Origin of the sequence: Alcaligenes sp. Lyrl_28, assembly GCF_051948705.1 — a bacterium.
Taxonomy (GTDB): domain Bacteria; phylum Pseudomonadota; class Gammaproteobacteria; order Burkholderiales; family Burkholderiaceae_B; genus Alcaligenes; species Alcaligenes ammonioxydans.
Genome location: NZ_JAYJLG010000003.1, coordinates 369,626 through 386,381 on the forward strand (window position 1 = coordinate 369,626; position 16,756 = coordinate 386,381).

Here is a 16,756-nt window from a genome sequence, read left to right on the forward strand (position 1 = left end):
ACTGCGGGCTTATTTACATTCATCCGCTTTTGCAAATGGAACCCGACTCTTTCCGTTGCATATTAAGCCTATGTACGTTGATGGCTCTCGCCGACGAGTTCAGGCTTGCCACCACGTCCTTGTTAGTGATGTAGTTGTTTTCCGGCCTTGCTTGGGCCAATCCCGGCGCGCATCGTCGGTGTCCCACGGTGGGGCAGCCTCAGTAGGCATGGCCTGTGGATTGGGCGCAAAGGGTGCAGTGAAACGCGCTTGATGGCATTTTCAGTCTATGGGGCGCGATGGTATACGCGTATCTTACTTACTTCGTCAGCATCATGGCTTCATGATTCAGACAAGGGGATATTAAAGCGTCTGTAAGTGGCGCTTTACTTCTTGTTCTGCTCTTGTCCTCCGGGCCCAAACCCCCGCGCCAGCTCCATAAAGGCCTGCAGGTAGTCAATTACGGCCTCCGTCTCCCGCATACCCAGGTAAATTTGTTTGGCGATGCCTTGTTTGCCCAACCTGACCGGTACCACGTCCAGCTTTTCGGCATACTCCTCCACCAGCCATCGCGGTAGCGCCGCCACTCCACGGCCGCTGGCTACCATCTGCATCATGATGTCGGTTGTTTCAATCGTTTTGTGCCGTCTGGGGGCGATGCCGGCGGGCAGCAGAAACTGGTTGTAGATGTCCAGCCGGTCTATGTCCACCGGGTAGGAAATCAGCACTTCCCGGTCTATGTCCTGAGGTTTGGCATAGTCTGCGGTAGCCAGGCGATGTTCGGTATTAACCACCAGCACCTGCTCGTAATCGAACACGGGCTCGAACTTCAAACCTGGCTTGTAGAGCGGGTCCGGTGTGACCAACAGATCAATCTCATAGCCAAACAACGCGCCAATCCCGCCGAACTGGAATTTCTGCTTCACATCGACATCCACGTCTGGCCAGGCGTTCAGATAGGGGGAGACGATCTTCAGCAGCCACTGATAGCAGGGGTGGCATTCCATACCGATACGTAGCGATCCGCGCTCTCCCTGAGCAAACTGACCCAGGCGCTCTTCGGCCAGGTCCAACTGAGGCAGCACGCGATTGGCGACCGCCAGCAGGTACTGGCCTGCCTGCGTCAACTGCAGGCTGCGGCCCTCGCGGCGCCAGATTTCAGTGCCTAATTGTTGTTCCAGTTTTCTCATGGTGTGGCTGAGGGCCGACTGAGTGACGTGCAGCACATTGGCAGCGGCGGTCAGGGAGCCTTGCTTGTCGACTTGCTGTACGACGGACAGGTGGATGCGCTCTAACATGTTACGTGAAGAATTTTCATGAATTGGTGAGATAAGACCATTTTACTTCATTGAACCGGCTTCCTACAATGCAAGTCATTCTTTGTTCACCCCGTCCTTTGAGAGCAGCACATGACGACGATTCATAATCTTGGCTTTCCGCGCATTGGCGCCAAACGTGAACTGAAGTTCGCTTTGGAATCCTATTGGAAGGGTGAGTCTTCGCGTGAGGATCTTCAGGCCTTGGGCGCGCAGTTGCGTCAGCGTCACTGGGAGAATCAGGCGGGGCTGGATCTGGTGCCTGTAGGGGATTTTTCTTTTTACGATCAGGTTCTCGATACCAGCTTTCTGCTGGGCAATCTGCCCGAACGTGTGCAAGGTTTTCAGGGTGATGAGCTGGATAATTATTTTCGTGTCGCGCGAGGCCGGTCCGCTCAAGGGGCGGAGGAGCATAGCGCCTGCTGCGGCGGAGTGGCAGCTGGTGAGATGACCAAGTGGTTTGATACGAACTACCACTACATCGTTCCCGAATTCAAGGCCGACACCCAATTTACGCTGCACGCTTCGCGTTTACTGGAGCAGTTGGCACAAGCCCAGGAGCAGGGCGTTCACGCCAAGCCGGTGATTATTGGGCCCCTTACTTATTTGGCATTGGGTAAAGCCAAGGATGAGTCCAACAAGCTGGCATTACTGGATCGGCTCTTGCCGGTGTATGTGCAGTTGTTGGAAGCCCTGGCTGAGGCGGGTGCGGACTGGGTTCAGATTGACGAGCCTATTCTGGTCACCGAGCTGGATGACCAGTGGCAGCAAGCCTTCAAAAAGGCGTATGAGCAATTCAAACCTGTTGGCGTCAAGCTGCTGGTCGCAACGTATTTTGGACAACTGCTGGAAAACACTGCCTTGGCAGCCGGTCTGCCGGTGGCGGGTTTGCATGTGGATGCGATCAACGATCGGGATGGTGTGGATGCGTTGCTCACACTCCTTGCTAAGGACAAGGTACTGTCTTTGGGCGTGATCAATGGCCGCAATATCTGGAAAACGGATTTGACGGCCACGCTGGACTGGGTGGAGCCTATCGCACGCCAACGAGGGGATCGTGTGTGGTTGGCCCCTTCCTGCTCATTGCTGCATGTGCCAGTGGATCTGGAAAGCGAGCAGAACCTGGATGCGGATGTGAAATCCTGGTTGGCCTTCGCTCTGCAAAAGTTGGACGAGTTACGCATTCTGGGCCAAGCCCTGGCTCATGGGCGTGAGGCTGTCAAGGCAGAATTGGCCGAGAATCTGACGGCTCTGACAGCGCGTCGTCAGTCTCCCCGTGTCCATAATCCAGCGGTGAAGGCGGCTGTTGCTGGGCTTAGCGCCGAGCAGGGCAAGCGCAAGAGCGAGTATGCGCAACGGGCCGCCAAACAGGCGCAGTTTCTGAATCTGCCGGCGTTTCCCACGACGACTATCGGCTCCTTCCCTCAAACGACAGACATTCGCCGTGCCCGTAGTGAGTTCAAAGCCGGCCGTCTGGATGAAAACAGCTATCAGGCCGCCATGCGTGCCGAGATTGAGCGCAGCGTGCGTGAGCAGGAGAAGCTGGGTCTGGACGTTCTGGTGCATGGCGAGGCCGAGCGCAACGACATGGTTGAGTATTTTGGAGAACAGTTGGAGGGCTACGCATTCAGCCAGTTCGGCTGGGTGCAGTCCTACGGGTCGCGCTGCGTGAAGCCTCCCATCTTGTTTGGGGATATCAGCCGTCCCCATGCCATGACGGTGGAGTGGATTACGTACGCTCAGTCGCTCACTCAAAAGCCGATGAAGGGCATGTTGACAGGGCCGGTGACGATTTTGAACTGGTCTTTTGTGCGGGACGATCAGCCCCGTGCGGAGTCTTGCCGGCAGTTGGCGTTGGCCATACGCGAAGAAGTGCTGGACCTGGAGAAGGCCGGCGTGCGTGTAATCCAGATTGATGAGGCTGCCTTGCGTGAGGGTTTGCCCTTGCGTCAATCGCAATGGCAGCGCTATCTGGACTGGGCCGTCGAGTGCTTCCGTATCGCTGCCAATGGGGTGAGTGATGCGACGCAGATCCACACTCACATGTGTTATTCCGAGTTCAACGACATTATTTCCTCGATCGCGCACATGGATGCCGACGTAATCACGATTGAAACCAGCCGCTCGGACATGGAATTGCTCGATGCCTTTGAGCACTTCCAGTACCCCAATCAGATCGGACCCGGTGTGTACGACATTCATTCGCCCAACATCCCCAGCGAGCAGCACATCGTGAATTTGATGAAGAAAGCCGCTGAGCGTGTGCCCGCAGACCGTCTGTGGGTGAACCCGGATTGTGGGCTTAAAACCCGTCAGTGGGCAGAGGTGATTCCGGCCTTGAGCAATATGGTGGCCGCCGCGAAAACCTTGCGGGCAAGTGTCTGATCGGTTCAAGGATCGAGTTTGGCAAACAGTCCCGGCCAGATGCTGGGACTTTCTATATAAGCCAGAGCGCAGACTACTTTCCTGGCAGCGACGCCAGGCAGAGAACTTCTCCCGGTTTGGCGCGCTAGGGCTTTGCGTTGAGCCTCTGCCTGTCAATCCGTGCAGCAACAAAATAAAAAGCCTGCTCTGCTCAATTCCATTTTGTTGGCAAGCAGATCAGCTTCCATATCAGAAATTAGGGTCTAAAAGAAAATGAACCAAGAATTTGCGTTTAGCATCCGTAGTATTCGTTTCGATGAAAACTATCGTCCGGCAGACAGCACACGTCTGACGACTAACTTTGCCAATTTGGCGCGAGGTGAGAGTCGCCAGCAGAATCTGCGCAATACGCTGGCCATGATTAACAATCGCTTCAATAATTTGGCTCATTGGGATAATCCGGCGGGCGATCGTTATGCTCTTGAGTTGGATATTGTCTCTGTAGATATCGATATTGAGGGAAATGGCTCCACCTTCCCAACAATTGAAATTCTGAAAACGACCATCGTTGACCATAAAGAGAACAAACGTATTGATGGTATCGTTGGCAATAATTTTTCCTCTTATGTGCGCGATTATGATTTCAGCGTGGTTCTGCTGGAGCACAACAAGAACAAAAATGGCTTTAGTGCCCCGGAGGGATTTGGGGATCTGCATGGCAAGTTGTTCCAGTCTTTTGTCAATTCCAGGCTGTACCAGGAAAACTTCAACAAATCGCCCGTGATTTGTCTGAGCGTGTCCAGCAGCAAGGTGTACCACCGCACCGGCAATCAGCATCCTGTATTGGGATTTGAGTATCAACAAAACGAGTTTTCGCCTACGGATGCGTATTTTGCAAAAATGGGTCTGAAGGTTCGTTACTTTATGCCTCCCAATAGCCTTGCTCCGTTTGCTTTTTATTTTCGGGGCGATTTGCTGAATGATTATACGAGTCTGGAATTGATCAGTACGATCAGCACGATGGAAACATTCCAGAAAATCTATCGCCCCGAGATTTATAATGCCAACTCGGCGGCGGGAATGCGTTACCAACCTAGTTTGAAAAATCCCGATCACTCGGTAACGCAAATTGTGTACGACCGCGAGGAGCGCAGCCGATTGGCGGTTGAGCAAGGCCGGTTTACAGAAGAGAGCTTTATCAAGCCCTATAAAGCCATTCTTGATCAATGGGCGGCGAATTACGCGCGTTGATTCATCAAAAACAACAAGGTTATTTATTTATGAAAAAGTTGCTACCCACCTCCACCGCAGGCAGTCTGCCTAAACCTTCCTGGCTGGCCGAGCCTGAAAAGCTGTGGTCGCCTTGGCGACTGGAGGGCGAGGATTTGATCGAAGGCAAGAAAGACGCCCTGCGATTGTCTTTGCAAGAGCAGTTGCACGCTGGCATTGATTTGATTAGCGATGGCGAGCAGACGCGACAGCATTTTGTGACCACGTTCATTGAGCACCTGGACGGGGTCGATTTTGAGAAACGCGAGACCGTGCGTATTCGCGACCGGTACGATGCAAGCGTTCCTACGGTGGTGGGGGCAGTGACCCGTCCCAAGTCCGTGTTTGTGGAGGATGCGAAATTCTTGCGTCAGCAAACCTCGCAGCCGATCAAATGGGCCCTGCCAGGTCCTATGACCATGATCGATACGTTATACGACAACCATTACAAAAGCCGTGAAAAGCTGGCCTGGGAATTTGCCAAAATCCTGAACCAGGAAGCCAAAGAGCTGGAAGCCGCAGGCGTGGATATCATCCAGTTTGACGAGCCCGCTTTCAACGTGTTCTTTGACGAAGTCAACGATTGGGGTATTGCTACTCTAGAACGTGCCATCGAAGGTCTGAAGTGCGAAACCGCCGTGCATATTTGCTATGGCTATGGCATCAAGGCCAACACGGACTGGAAGAAAACCCTGGGCTCGGAATGGCGTCAGTACGAAGAGTCATTCCCAAAGCTGCAGCAATCCAAGATCGATATCATTTCCCTGGAATGCCAGAACTCCCGTGTGCCTATGGATTTGATTGAACTGATCCGTGGCAAGAAAGTGATGGTGGGCGCCATTGACGTGGCCACCAACGTGATTGAAACCGCTGACGAAGTGGCCAACACACTGCGCAAAGCACTGAAGTTTGTGGACGCTGACAAGCTGTATCCCTCCACCAACTGCGGTATGGCACCTTTGCCACGCGCAGTGGCACGTGGCAAGCTGCACGCCCTGAGCGCCGGCGCTGAGATCGTTCGTAAGGAACTGTCGGCCTGATGGCTTTGATGCCTGAACGCTAGCCTGTTCAGACTGCCCTCAGCAAACGGTCAAGATGGTGTTGCCATCGCTGTTGCTGGGGGCATATTTTTGTGTGGGTGTGCAGGAGTGCTGCAGATTTTTGCTGGGCGGAGCCTGGGCCTTGTTTCGTAAATGCCCCAGGTTTTAAAGCCTGGGGCATGAAAAAGGAGAGGTGTGGAAATGGGCTGAACCCTGGATAAGCTCAATCCCCAAACGCCAAACACCAAACGCCAAACACCAAACACCAAACACCACGAGCCAAACGGCCCACCTGCGTCCACACTCATCCTCGAACTTCCATAGCGCAAGCCCCAAGAGTCAACTTCAAGACTTCGCTCTTGGGTCCCAGCTCCCCGATCTCAGGTTCCCCATCCCAGACCTCAAGTCATCAATGCGCCTACCTAGCCTATCATGCTTGTAGGCGAGTTTTTTGCGACCACTGGATAAAGAAATTCTTGTTCACCACAAAGAAATGAATTAGGATTCACTCATATTATGAATCAGGATTCACTTCTTTATGGCGTACCGACAAACTCCCGCTGTTCAAGCCCGCTTGCATGACAATCGGAGCCGTATCCTGGAAGCGGCCCGCAGTCTGGTCAGTGAGGGTGGCTGGCAGGAAGCCCAGGTGGCCAGTGTGGCGGCCGCGGCGGGCATGGCGACCGGGACGGTCTACCGTTACTTCCCCTCCAAGGCAGAGCTGTTTGCAGAGGTCCTGTCGCAGGTGTCCCAGCGTGAGGTGGACGTACTCACGGATATCGCCCAGGCGGACGGCTCTTGCATGCTGCGCCTGCAAGCCGCAGTCGCCACGTTTGTGAAACGTGCCATGCGCAATCCTCGCCTGGCCTATGCCTTGATTGCCGAGCCTTGCGACAAGGAAATTGACGCGGCTCGTCTGGTGTATCGCGCCGCAATCAGTCAGGTTGTTCACGCCCTGGTCTCCCAAGGTCAGGACGCGGGGGAAATGCGTCAGGATGTGCAGCCCGATATTGCGGCGACCGTCATTGTGGGCGGTTTCATGGAAGGTCTGATTGGCCCGCTTTCTCCCTTAAGCCGTCAACAGCACGATGGCACGGACAGTTACCAGCGCCAAGTGGCCGCGCTGGCTGACCAGATTGCCCAGATGGCGTGTGCCAGCGTGGCAGTCCTTTCTGCCACACCCTAGAAAAAACTCGGAGACAAACATGAATCAGCCGCTTTCCCCCAGTGTTTTGACTGCGTCCGAGGATCGTTACAGCACGCATCAGGTTTTGAATCAGGCTTTGCCTGCCAGCGGGTTCAATGCTTTTACGGGTGATCGGGTGCTGGTTGACGCCATCAGTCGTGAAGCTCCCTGGGCCGCGTCGCGTTGTCAGGCGTTGGGGGCGGTAGCTGGGGATGAAAATGTGCAGGAACTGGCTCACTTGGCGAACCGCCATATCCCCGAGCTTAAAACGCATGATCGATTTGGCAACCGGATTGATTGGCTGGAATTTCACCCCAGCTGGCATGAGTTGATGGGCCTGGCCTGGCAGCACGAGGTGCCCAATTTAAGCTGGCGTACCCAAGAGAAAAACGGCCATTTCGCCCGTGCTGTCTTGTCTTATTTGTGGAATCAGGTGGAGCACGGTACGGGCTGCCCGACCGGCATGGCTTATGCGGCTTATGCTGGTTTCGAGGCCGAGCCTGCCTTGGCGATCTGGGCGAATAAGCTCAAAGGGACGCGCTATGAATATAGTCGTCGCGAAGTGGGGGACAAGCCCTCGGTGGTGATTGGTTATGCGATGACGGAAAAGCAGGGCGGCTCGGACCTGCGTGAGACACAGACGACCGCGCGCTTTTCCCACAGTGCGGATTATCACGGTGCTACGGCGCAGTGGTATGAGCTGACAGGGCATAAATGGTTTTGTTCGGTGCCGCAGTCCGATGGCTTTTTTACGCTGGCTAAAGTCAATGGCGCTGTTACGTGCTTCTTCTTGCCCCGTACCTTGCCGGACGGCAGCTACAACCGCTTTTTTGTGCAGCGCTTGAAGGACAAGGCGGGGAATCGATCCAACGCGTCCAGTGAAGTGGAATACGCCGGCACGCTGGCGATTCGGGTGGGGGAGGAAGGGCGTGGTATTCGGGAAATCCTGTCGCACTCGCATCTGACGCGTCTGGACTTTGCGATTGGCTCGGCGGGTTTGATGCGGCAGGCGCTGACCTTGGCTCTGCGTCACACGACATCACGCAAGGCTTTTGGAACCTCTATTGCCGACCGCCCCATGATGCGCAATGTGCTGGCGGATATGGCGGTCGAGGTGGAAGCGGCAACTTTGATGGCTTTGCGAGTGGCCAAGGCGACGGATCTGATGCAAAGCAGCGAACATGAACGACTGCTGGCTCGGGTAGCGACTCCTGCGGCCAAATACTTTAATTGCTCACGCGCGCCCTCCATCGCGAATGAAGCCTTGCAGTGTCATGGTGGGAACGGGTTTATCGAAGAGAACCCCATGGCCCGCGTGTATCGAGAGGCACCCTTGAACAGCGTGTGGGAAGGCACGGCCAATATGATGTGTATGGATGTGCGGCGCGCCATGATCAGGGATCCGCGCACGGTGGAGGCGGTTTTTGATGAACTCAAACCCTTGGCCGGGCAAGACAAGCGCTTCGATGCGTTGGTGCAGCACACTGAGCGTCTGGTGAGAGCGGCGATCGAGGACGAGTTTCTGGCCCGCCCCATGACTGAAGCCGTCGCCCGCGTCTCGCAGGCAGCCGAGCTGCTGCGCTATAGCTCTCAAGAGGTGGCGGATGTGTTTTTAAGTACGCGCAGCGGCGGGGATGTGGGGTCTTGGGGAGCGCATTACGGCACCTTGGAAATGGCAACGTCCTCCTCAATCGCGCAGAAAATTGTGCGCAGGGCGATGGTCACAGATTGATCTTTGCTGTTTGCAAAGTCTGGAGTGAGCGGGGGCTATCTGGATCAAGTCTTGGATAGCCCTTGTTGCTTGAACCGGGTGGCTTTGCAGGCGAGGCGGCCACCTGACACCTGATTCCCGCTTCCCGTGACGTGGGGCTGGGAGAATCAGGTTGTCCGTTCTAGTCTTCCAGCCCTCCTTGCAAGAGGGTTTTTTCTTGGCTAGATATTGTTATGTTATAACATATCAAAATTGGCAAAATCCTGTGCAAGGAACCGCCCATTGATGCTCAAGGATGAAGATAAATGACGATGGACCCCGATAACACGCCGGTCGATCCCGCGGCCCGCATTCCCGTAACGGTTTTGTCCGGCTTTCTGGGTGCGGGCAAGACGACTTTGCTGAACCACATCCTGAACAATCGTGAAGGCCGCCGCGTGGCCGTCATCGTGAACGATATGAGCGAGGTCAATATAGATGCGGCTCTGGTTCGTGACGGTGGTGCCGAGCTATCGCGCACGGATGAAAAGCTGGTGGAAATGAGCAATGGCTGTATTTGCTGCACCTTGCGCGAGGACTTGTTGCTGGAGGTTGATCGTTTGGCCAAGGAGGGGCGTTTTGATCAGTTGCTCATTGAATCCACTGGCATTTCAGAGCCGCTGCCCGTGGCTGAGACCTTCACCTTTGAAGGCGAGGATGGCCGTTGCCTGGGCGAAGTCGCTCGCCTCGATACCATGGTCACGGTGGTGGACGCCTTTAATTTCCTGCGCGATTACAGCTCGCAAGACAGCATTCAGTCCCGGGGTGAATCCCTGGGTGAAGAAGACGCGCGTACCGTTGTGGACCTGTTGATTGAGCAGATCGAATTCTGTGACGTGTTGGTTCTGAACAAGATTGACTTGATCAGCGAGCCAGAACGCGAGCGCCTGATGGCCATTCTGAGCAGCCTGAATCCTCGCGCACGTATTGAAATGGCCGAGTTCGGCAAGGTGCCCCTGGACCGCGTGCTCAACACCGGTCTGTTTGACTTTGAAGAAGCCTCCAGAGCCCCAGGCTGGCTGCAGGAATTGCGTGGCACTCACACTCCGGAGACACAGGAATACGGCATAGGCAGCTTTGTTTATCGCGCACGCCGTCCGTTCCATCCGCAGCGTTTTCTGGATCTGGTCGAAAGCGAATGGCCCGGCGTGGTGCGTTCCAAAGGCTTTTTCTGGTTGGCAAACTTCCCGACTTTGGCGGGTTCCTGGTCACAGGCGGGCGCGGTGGCTCGCTATCACGTGGCGGGTTACTGGTGGGCTGCCATGCCGCCCGAACGCTGGCCGCAAGACCCCGAAGCGGTAGCCCTGATCAAGGAAAAATGGGATGAGCGAGTCGGGGACGCGCGGCAGGAGCTGGTGCTGATTGGCATGGAGATGGACGAGGCTGCATTGCGCGCTCGTTTCGATGCCTGCCTGTTAAGCGATGAAGAAATGGCCAGCGGTCCCAGCACCTGGACAACATGGACAAATCCGTTTTCAGACTGGCCTTGATGGAATTGAGGTCTTGCCAAGTCTCTGTCGGCTTGGACAAGGCCTTTTGATTGGATGTTGAGTATGACTGTTGTACTTCCCGACCCGGCTCTGAACGATTCCAGCTATGGCCTGACTCCGCTGTCTTGGGTAGGTATGGAGGGAATCGATTTACCCATTGCCGTGGTTGAACCGGGCTATGCGCGCCAACTTCATGCGCGTGTGGATGCCCAGGTTGATTTGCCGCTGACGCATGTGAAAGGGATACACATGTCCAGGCTGTATCGCTTGCTGAATGACCTGCCGCCCGAACAGGCCTTGTCGCCGTTGGAGCTGCGACGTCTTTTGCAAAGCATGGTGGATAGCCAGGAGGACTGCGGCACGCGCAGTGCGCGCTTGGGTTTCAGATTTGATTTATTGGTGCGACGGCCTGCCTTGGTGACGCCGGATCTGGCAGGTTGGAAGTCCTATCCCGTCGTGCTGGAAGCCAGACTTTTGGACGGTATCTTTGTGTGCAAGGTGCAGGTTCAGATTGGCTATTCGTCGACCTGTCCGTGTTCGGCGGCGCTGGCTCGGCAATTGATTGAACAAGGTTTTATGCAGGCCTTTGGAAAACAGCCTGTGCTAGGTGCGGTGGAGGTTGCTGCCTGGTTGCATGAGCACGCCAGTCTGGCCACTCCGCATAGCCAGCGCAGTCAGGCTCTGGTTCAGGTCCACGTATTGGAAAATAGGGAAGACTGCGGGTTTTTAGCGCTGATTGATCGTGTCGAAGAGGCGCTGGCAACACCCTTGCAAACCGCCGTCAAGCGGGCTGACGAGCAAGCTTTTACGGCCTTGAATGGCCAGAACCTGATGTTTGTGGAGGACGCAGCGCGTCGTATAGAAGCGGCCTTGGCGGGCTATCAGAACCCTGGTATTCGGGTCCGTCATTTAGAGAGTTTGCATCCCCATGATGCGGTGGCGTTCAAAGTTCCATTGTCGGAAGCAACGCCTTTTTCAGGACTGAACGGGGGCGTGGAGCCATGAGTGTTTTAGCCCTTGCTAATCCTTGTCAGACACTGCTGCAAGGTCAAATTTGCTTGCTGCTGGAGCAGGTCAGCAAGATCACGTTCAGTCTGACTGACCTGATGCTCCATTCCCGTCTTTCGGAGCGGCGATGAAAGCCTTTCTTGTCTCTGTCCTGGTCCTGCTGGTTCGGGGCTACCAACTTTTAATCAGCCCATTATTGGGGCCGCGCTGCCGTTTTTATCCGACTTGTTCGCAGTATGCGATTCAGGCTTTGCGCACGCATGGCCCCTTCAAAGGAACGTGGCTGGCCGCACAACGCCTTGTCCGTTGTCATCCTTGGCATCCGGGCGGGCACGACCCGGTTCCTGCTCGTGGCGATCAGGGCAGGCAAGCGTCCAGGCAGTCAGGAGAAGGCCGTGGATAAGGGGGGCGTACCTAAAGAGTCCATCGCTCAGACTCAGCAAGCCATTGTGGACAGTTTCCAGTGCCTGGGTAACTGGATGGCGCGCTACGAATATCTGATTGATCTGGGGCGCTCCTTGCCCGATTTCCCGGAAAAATGGCGTACAGAAGCGAATCGTTTGCACGGCTGTCAGGCACAGGTCTGGATGGTCTCTGAATTGCATGATCACAGGTTGTTTTTTCAGGCTCGTAGTGATTCTGCCATCGTCACCGGCTTGTTGGCTTTATTGATGAAGGTGTATTCGGGGCGTCTGCCTGAAGAAATTCTGTCCCATCTCCCCGACTTTTTACGGGCAATTGAACTGGAGCAGCACTTGTCACCGAATCGCGCCAATGGCCTGTTTCACATGATGGAGCGGATTCGTTTGATGGCACAAGATGCTCTGGGTGCAGAAGCCGCAAAGGCAAAACCATGACGCCAGCAATCCTGAAGGCCCCTCTATCCCGGTCCACAGAAACGACCAAACAGCATGATCTGCGCCATGCCGATCTGCTGCTCTGTGGCGGTACGGTAATGACCCCTAACGGTGCCGAGCACATTGACATCGCCTGTGTGCAAGGCCGGATTATGGCTCTTGGCGATTTGCAGCCCAGCTGGAGCGCAGAGTGCCTGCTGGACTTGAGCGGCCTGCATGTATTGCCAGGGGTCATCGACAGCCAGGTGCATTTTCGAGAGCCGGGGCTGGAGCACAAGGAGAATCTGGAAGCGGGGACACGGGGTGCGGTCCTGGGCGGGGTGACTGCAATTTTCGAGATGCCCAACACCCACCCCTTGACGCTGGGAGCAGCCGATCTGCACGCCAAGCTAAATGCCGCTCAAGGTCGTAGCTGGTGCGATCACGCCTTTTACATCGGTGGCTCATCCTTGAATGCCGAATCTTTGCAGGAACTGGAGCAGCTTCCAGGCTGCGCGGGCATCAAGGTCTTTATGGGTAGCTCTTTTGGCGATCTCCTGGCGGATCAGGATGAAGTCCTGATCCGCATCTTGCGTCATGGCCGCAGACGGCTGGCGGTGCATGCGGAGGATGAGGCCAGACTGTGTGAACGTAAGCATATTGTGCTGGATAGTGGGGACGTGCGGCAACACCCGGTCTGGCGTGATGTCCCAAGTGCGTTGATGGCGACTCAACGCATCGTTCGCCTGGCGGCACAGGTGAATCGCCGCCTGCATGTGCTGCACGTGTCCAGCGCAGAGGAAATGCAGTTTCTGGCCGCCCACAAAGCTCGCGTGACGGTGGAAGTCACTCCTCATCACCTGAGTCTGCAGGCTCCCGACTGTTATGAGCGCTTGGGCACGTTGGCCCAAATGAATCCACCGGTGCGGGAGCAGCGTCATCAGGACGCGCTGTGGCAGGCGGTCCGAGCGGGTGTGGTAGATGTGATCGGCAGCGATCATGCGCCGCATACCTTGTTGGAGAAGTCTCAGGGCTACCCGGCCTCGCCCAGTGGCATGACAGGCGTGCAAACTCTCCTTCCCCTGATGTTGAACCATGTGCATGCGGGTCGTCTGAGCCTGCAGCGACTGGTGGATTTGACCAGTACCGGTCCTGCCCGGATTTTTGGTCTGGAAGGCAAAGGGCGTATTGCCGTGGGCTTTGATGCCGACTTCAGCATTGTGGATCTGAAGGCGCGGCGTCGTATTCGCAACGACTGGATGGCCAGCGTCAGCGGCTGGTCTCCCTACGACGGCCTGCCGGTTGTGGGCTGGCCGATTCACACCATTGTGCGCGGCCATTGTGTGGTTCGTGATGAAGCCTTGGAAGGGCAAGCGCAAGGCAGGCCACTGCGTTTTCTGGATGTCCCCTAGCCGCCCATTCAGCAAGGAGTACGCCATGACGGATTCAAAAGAGCTTAAAGAGCGTGGCCTGAAGGTGACCGCAGCCCGTATCCAAATTCTTGAGATTTTCCAGACCCCCGGCATGGGTCATTTGACGGCGGACGATGTGTATCGTCAGTTGATCCGGCAAGGCAGTGAAATTGGCTTGGCCACTGTGTATCGCGTGCTGACGCAATTGCAGCAGGCAGGCCTCTTAAAGCAGGTTTATTTTGAGCCCGGCCGGGCTCTGTATGAGCGGGATGATGGCGAACACCATGATCACCTTATTTGCACGGACTGCGGTCGCGTGCAGGAGTTCCATGACGAGGTGATCGAACAGCGCCAACAAGCGATTGCTCAAGAGCGGGGCTTTCAAGTTCTGGCTCATAGCCACGTCTTGTATGGGCCTTGCCTGAATCCCGATTGCACGTATCGCCCCGGCTCCCCCGATGACAAGGAGAAAACGTGAAAACAGCAGGAAAAGAATGCGGACTGGACGACACCCCCATGGTGCAGATGCGCCCTCGAGTGTCAGTGGAACAGGTGGAAGAGGGCGAGGAGCTGGCGCCCAAATTTGACGAACAGGGCCTGATTGCCTGCATCACTACAGATGCGAAGAACGGGGAGGTCCTGATGTTGGGGTACATGAATCGGGAAGCCTTGGAAAAAACCATACAGACGGGCGAGGCCCATTACTGGAGCCGGTCGCGCCAGACGCTCTGGCATAAAGGGGCGAGTAGTGGTCTGGTGCAAACAGTAGAGGAGATGCGCATCGATGACGACCAGGACGCCGTACTGCTGCGCGTGCGGGTAGCCGGTTCAGGAGCCAGTTGCCACGTAGGCTACTACTCCTGTTTTTATCGGCAGGTACCGGTAGGAGCGGCGCACCGCAAGGGCCAGAAACTGGTGTTTATTGAGTCGACCAAGACCTTTGATCCGCAGGACGTGTATGGCGATGCGCCCAATCCTACCGTGCTTTAGCCTGCCGTTTGGGTGGACGGGGCCAGACAAGAGGCTGTCCGGTTTTCCTTGGGGAGCAGGCTAACAAAGCCGGGCGTGGTCGCCCCGCTTTGTGTTTGTCGCAGTTGCCTTGTGAACGGGCTTGGCTCCACTAGGATGCTTTGGCCAGACCCCCCCATTTTTTCTGACGGTTCGCGCGCCAGAACGAGTAACTCAGTCCCAGTATCAGCAAGATGCAGGCAATGATAAAGACCATGCTGATCGGGCGCTCCAGAAAGATCATGGGGTCGCCGCGGGACAGCAGCAGGGCCCGGCGGAAGTTCTCTTCTACCATCGGCCCCAAGACAAAGCCCAGCAGCAAGGGGGCAGCTTCAAAGCGCAGGCGCATGAAGCCGTACCCCAGAATGCCAAACAGCAGCACGATGTTGACATCGAACAGGTTGTTGTTGGTGCTATAGACGCCCACGCACACAAAGAACAGGGCAGCGGGGTACAGGTACTTGAAAGGTACAGACAGCAGACGCACCCACATCCCGATCAGGGGCAGGTTCAGGATCAGCAGCAGGATGTTGCCCACCCAGAAGCTGGCAATCAGGCCCCAGAACATATCGGCGTGTTCGACCACCATTTGTGGGCCGGGCTGGATGCCATGAATGATCAGTGCCCCCAGCATCAAGGCCATGACCGGATCGCCAGGAATGCCCAGGCTCAGGGTAGGAATGAAGCTGGTTTGGGTCGAGGCACTGGTGGCGGCTTCGGGCGACGCAATGCCTTCAATCGCACCCCGTCCAAAACGCTCAGGTTTCTTGGCGATTTTCTTTTCCGTGGCATAGGCAATAAAGGAGGCAATGGTCGGGCCTGTGCCGGGCAGGATTCCGAAGGCAGCGCCAATGGCCGTGCCGCGAACCAAAGCGCCCTTGGACTGCTTGATGTCGCCTTTTTCCGGGCGCAGGGAGCGGGTGGAGACTTTACCAATAGCCTTGGTATGGCCGCTATGGATCCGGTTGATGTTCTTGAGGAAGTCCGCAATACCGAACAGACCCATCGCCAGTGCGACAATCTGCAAGCCGTCCTGCAGCTCCGGAATATTGAGGTCAAAGCGCGACACACCGCTGTTTACGTCCGTCCCTACCACGCCAAAGATCAGCCCCATGACCACCATGGCCACGCCTTTGATGGCCGAGCCTTTCGCCAAGGTGGCCCCGGCCAGCAGTCCCAGCATCATCATGGAAAAATATTCGGCAGGGCCGAACTTGAAGGCCACATTGACCAGGGCTGGCGAGAACAGGATCATGGCCAAAATGCCGATCGTGGCTCCAAAAAAGGAGGACAACATCAACATGAACAGGGCTGAGCCGGCCTTGCCGTTGCGGGCCATGGGATTGCCATCCAAACAGGCCACCGCGTGTGAGGCGGTTCCGGGCAGGTTGAGCATGATGGAGGTGATGCCGCCGCCGTATTGGGAACCGTAGTAAATTCCGGCCAGCATAATCAGGGCAGCCGTGGGCGTCATGGCGTAGGTCAGGGGCAGCAGGATGGAGATGGCGGCCAGTACGCCCATGCCGGGCAAAACACCGATCAGGTTCCCCATGAACACGCCAAAGACGGCCCACATCAGGTTGTCCAGTTGAAAGGCAACGCCAAAGCCGTGCATCAGGTTAGAGAGAATGTCCATGCCTAGCCCCACGTGAACAGGGGAAATTGCAGCTCCAGCCCCCAGGAGAAAATAAGCACACCCAGCAGCGTTACAAACACGGACAGCAGCAAAGCGGTGAGCCAGGAGTGCTCTTTGTCGCCCATGGCCGAGATGAACACCAGGGCGAAGGTGGCGGGAACCAGTCCGCCGTAGCGGCCCAGGATAATGAAGGCGATGATGCCACCCACAATGGCCAGCCAGCCTCGCCATTGCGGTGGGCCGTAATCTTCTTCCTGCTCCTCGTCGTGCGAGGCGGTCTCGACAAACAGGTACAGCGCGCCCAGCGCGATCATCACGATACCCAGCAGAAACGGGAAGTATCCCGGCCCCATGCGGGCCAGGCTGCCCAGGGAGTATTTCTGTCCCATCAGAACCGTCAAGACGCCCACCCCCACCATCAGCCCGACTGAGTAATATTTTTGTCTGCTCATGACCCTCCCC

At 56.1% G+C, this 16,756-nt stretch carries 15 protein-coding genes; 12 read left to right on the forward strand and 3 right to left on the reverse strand.

What is annotated here, in order from left to right:
• Positions 1-365: 365 nt before the first annotated feature.
• Positions 366-1,277 (reverse strand): LysR family transcriptional regulator, encoded by a 912-nt coding sequence (locus VF694_RS09410; RefSeq protein ID WP_003801333.1) that lies wholly within the window; start codon positions 1,275-1,277, stop codon positions 366-368.
• Between the two features lie 111 nt (positions 1,278-1,388).
• Between VF694_RS09410 and metE the strand changes: the two genes are divergently transcribed.
• The 12 genes from metE (at position 1,389) to hisI (ending at position 14,640) form a co-directional block, all read left to right on the forward strand.
• Positions 1,389-3,680: a 5-methyltetrahydropteroyltriglutamate--homocysteine S-methyltransferase gene (gene metE / locus VF694_RS09415; protein WP_440164166.1), complete on the forward strand. Its 2,292-nt coding sequence runs from the start codon at positions 1,389-1,391 to the stop codon at positions 3,678-3,680.
• Between the two features lie 252 nt (positions 3,681-3,932).
• A complete protein-coding gene (locus VF694_RS09420) occupies positions 3,933-4,910 on the forward strand; it encodes a DUF1852 domain-containing protein (protein WP_003801329.1) in 978 nt (325 codons plus the stop codon).
• Between the two features lie 29 nt (positions 4,911-4,939).
• Positions 4,940-5,968: a methionine synthase gene (locus tag VF694_RS09425; protein WP_003801327.1), complete on the forward strand. Its 1,029-nt coding sequence runs from the start codon at positions 4,940-4,942 to the stop codon at positions 5,966-5,968.
• Positions 5,969-6,506: 538 nt separating this feature from the next.
• Positions 6,507-7,154 carry a TetR/AcrR family transcriptional regulator gene (locus VF694_RS09430; RefSeq protein ID WP_059317735.1) on the forward strand — a complete coding sequence of 216 codons (648 nt, stop codon included), beginning with the start codon at positions 6,507-6,509 and terminating at the stop codon, positions 7,152-7,154.
• A 19-nt stretch (positions 7,155-7,173) separates the two neighbouring features.
• Entirely contained in the window at positions 7,174-8,886 is a 1,713-nt protein-coding gene (locus VF694_RS09435) for an acyl-CoA dehydrogenase family protein (protein WP_003801323.1), read from the forward strand.
• A 284-nt stretch (positions 8,887-9,170) separates the two neighbouring features.
• Positions 9,171-10,394, forward strand: a complete 1,224-nt coding sequence (gene zigA, locus VF694_RS09440) for a zinc metallochaperone GTPase ZigA (RefSeq protein ID WP_440164168.1) — start codon at positions 9,171-9,173, stop codon at positions 10,392-10,394.
• Between the two features lie 63 nt (positions 10,395-10,457).
• Positions 10,458-11,399, forward strand: a complete 942-nt coding sequence (folE2, locus tag VF694_RS09445) for a GTP cyclohydrolase FolE2 (protein WP_440164170.1) — start codon at positions 10,458-10,460, stop codon at positions 11,397-11,399.
• A gap of 130 nt (positions 11,400-11,529) precedes the next feature.
• Positions 11,530-11,805, forward strand: coding sequence for a membrane protein insertion efficiency factor YidD (yidD, locus tag VF694_RS09450; RefSeq protein WP_003801316.1), 276 nt, complete (start codon positions 11,530-11,532; stop codon positions 11,803-11,805).
• A complete protein-coding gene (locus VF694_RS09455) occupies positions 11,702-12,259 on the forward strand; it encodes a SufE family protein (RefSeq protein ID WP_440164171.1) in 558 nt (185 codons plus the stop codon). The genes yidD and VF694_RS09455 overlap by 104 nt, the downstream gene beginning before the upstream one ends.
• Positions 12,256-13,650: a dihydroorotase gene (locus VF694_RS09460; protein ID WP_440164172.1), complete on the forward strand. Its 1,395-nt coding sequence runs from the start codon at positions 12,256-12,258 to the stop codon at positions 13,648-13,650. The genes VF694_RS09455 and VF694_RS09460 overlap by 4 nt, the downstream gene beginning before the upstream one ends.
• Positions 13,651-13,675: 25 nt before the next feature.
• The gene (gene fur, locus VF694_RS09465) at positions 13,676-14,128 is read left to right on the forward strand and encodes a ferric iron uptake transcriptional regulator (RefSeq protein ID WP_131071638.1); all 453 of its coding nucleotides are present in this window, start codon (positions 13,676-13,678) and stop codon (positions 14,126-14,128) included.
• Positions 14,125-14,640 carry a phosphoribosyl-AMP cyclohydrolase gene (gene hisI, locus VF694_RS09470; RefSeq protein WP_230406289.1) on the forward strand — a complete coding sequence of 172 codons (516 nt, stop codon included), beginning with the start codon at positions 14,125-14,127 and terminating at the stop codon, positions 14,638-14,640. The genes fur and hisI overlap by 4 nt, the downstream gene beginning before the upstream one ends.
• A 130-nt stretch (positions 14,641-14,770) precedes the next feature.
• On the opposite strand, the gene VF694_RS09475 is transcribed toward hisI, so the two are convergent.
• On the reverse strand, positions 14,771-16,294 hold the full coding sequence (locus VF694_RS09475) for a tripartite tricarboxylate transporter permease (protein WP_003801306.1): 1,524 nt from the start codon (positions 16,292-16,294) through the stop codon (positions 14,771-14,773).
• A 2-nt stretch (positions 16,295-16,296) separates the two neighbouring features.
• Positions 16,297-16,746 carry a tripartite tricarboxylate transporter TctB family protein gene (locus tag VF694_RS09480; RefSeq protein WP_081050018.1) on the reverse strand — a complete coding sequence of 150 codons (450 nt, stop codon included), beginning with the start codon at positions 16,744-16,746 and terminating at the stop codon, positions 16,297-16,299.
• Positions 16,747-16,756 lie beyond the last annotated feature (10 nt).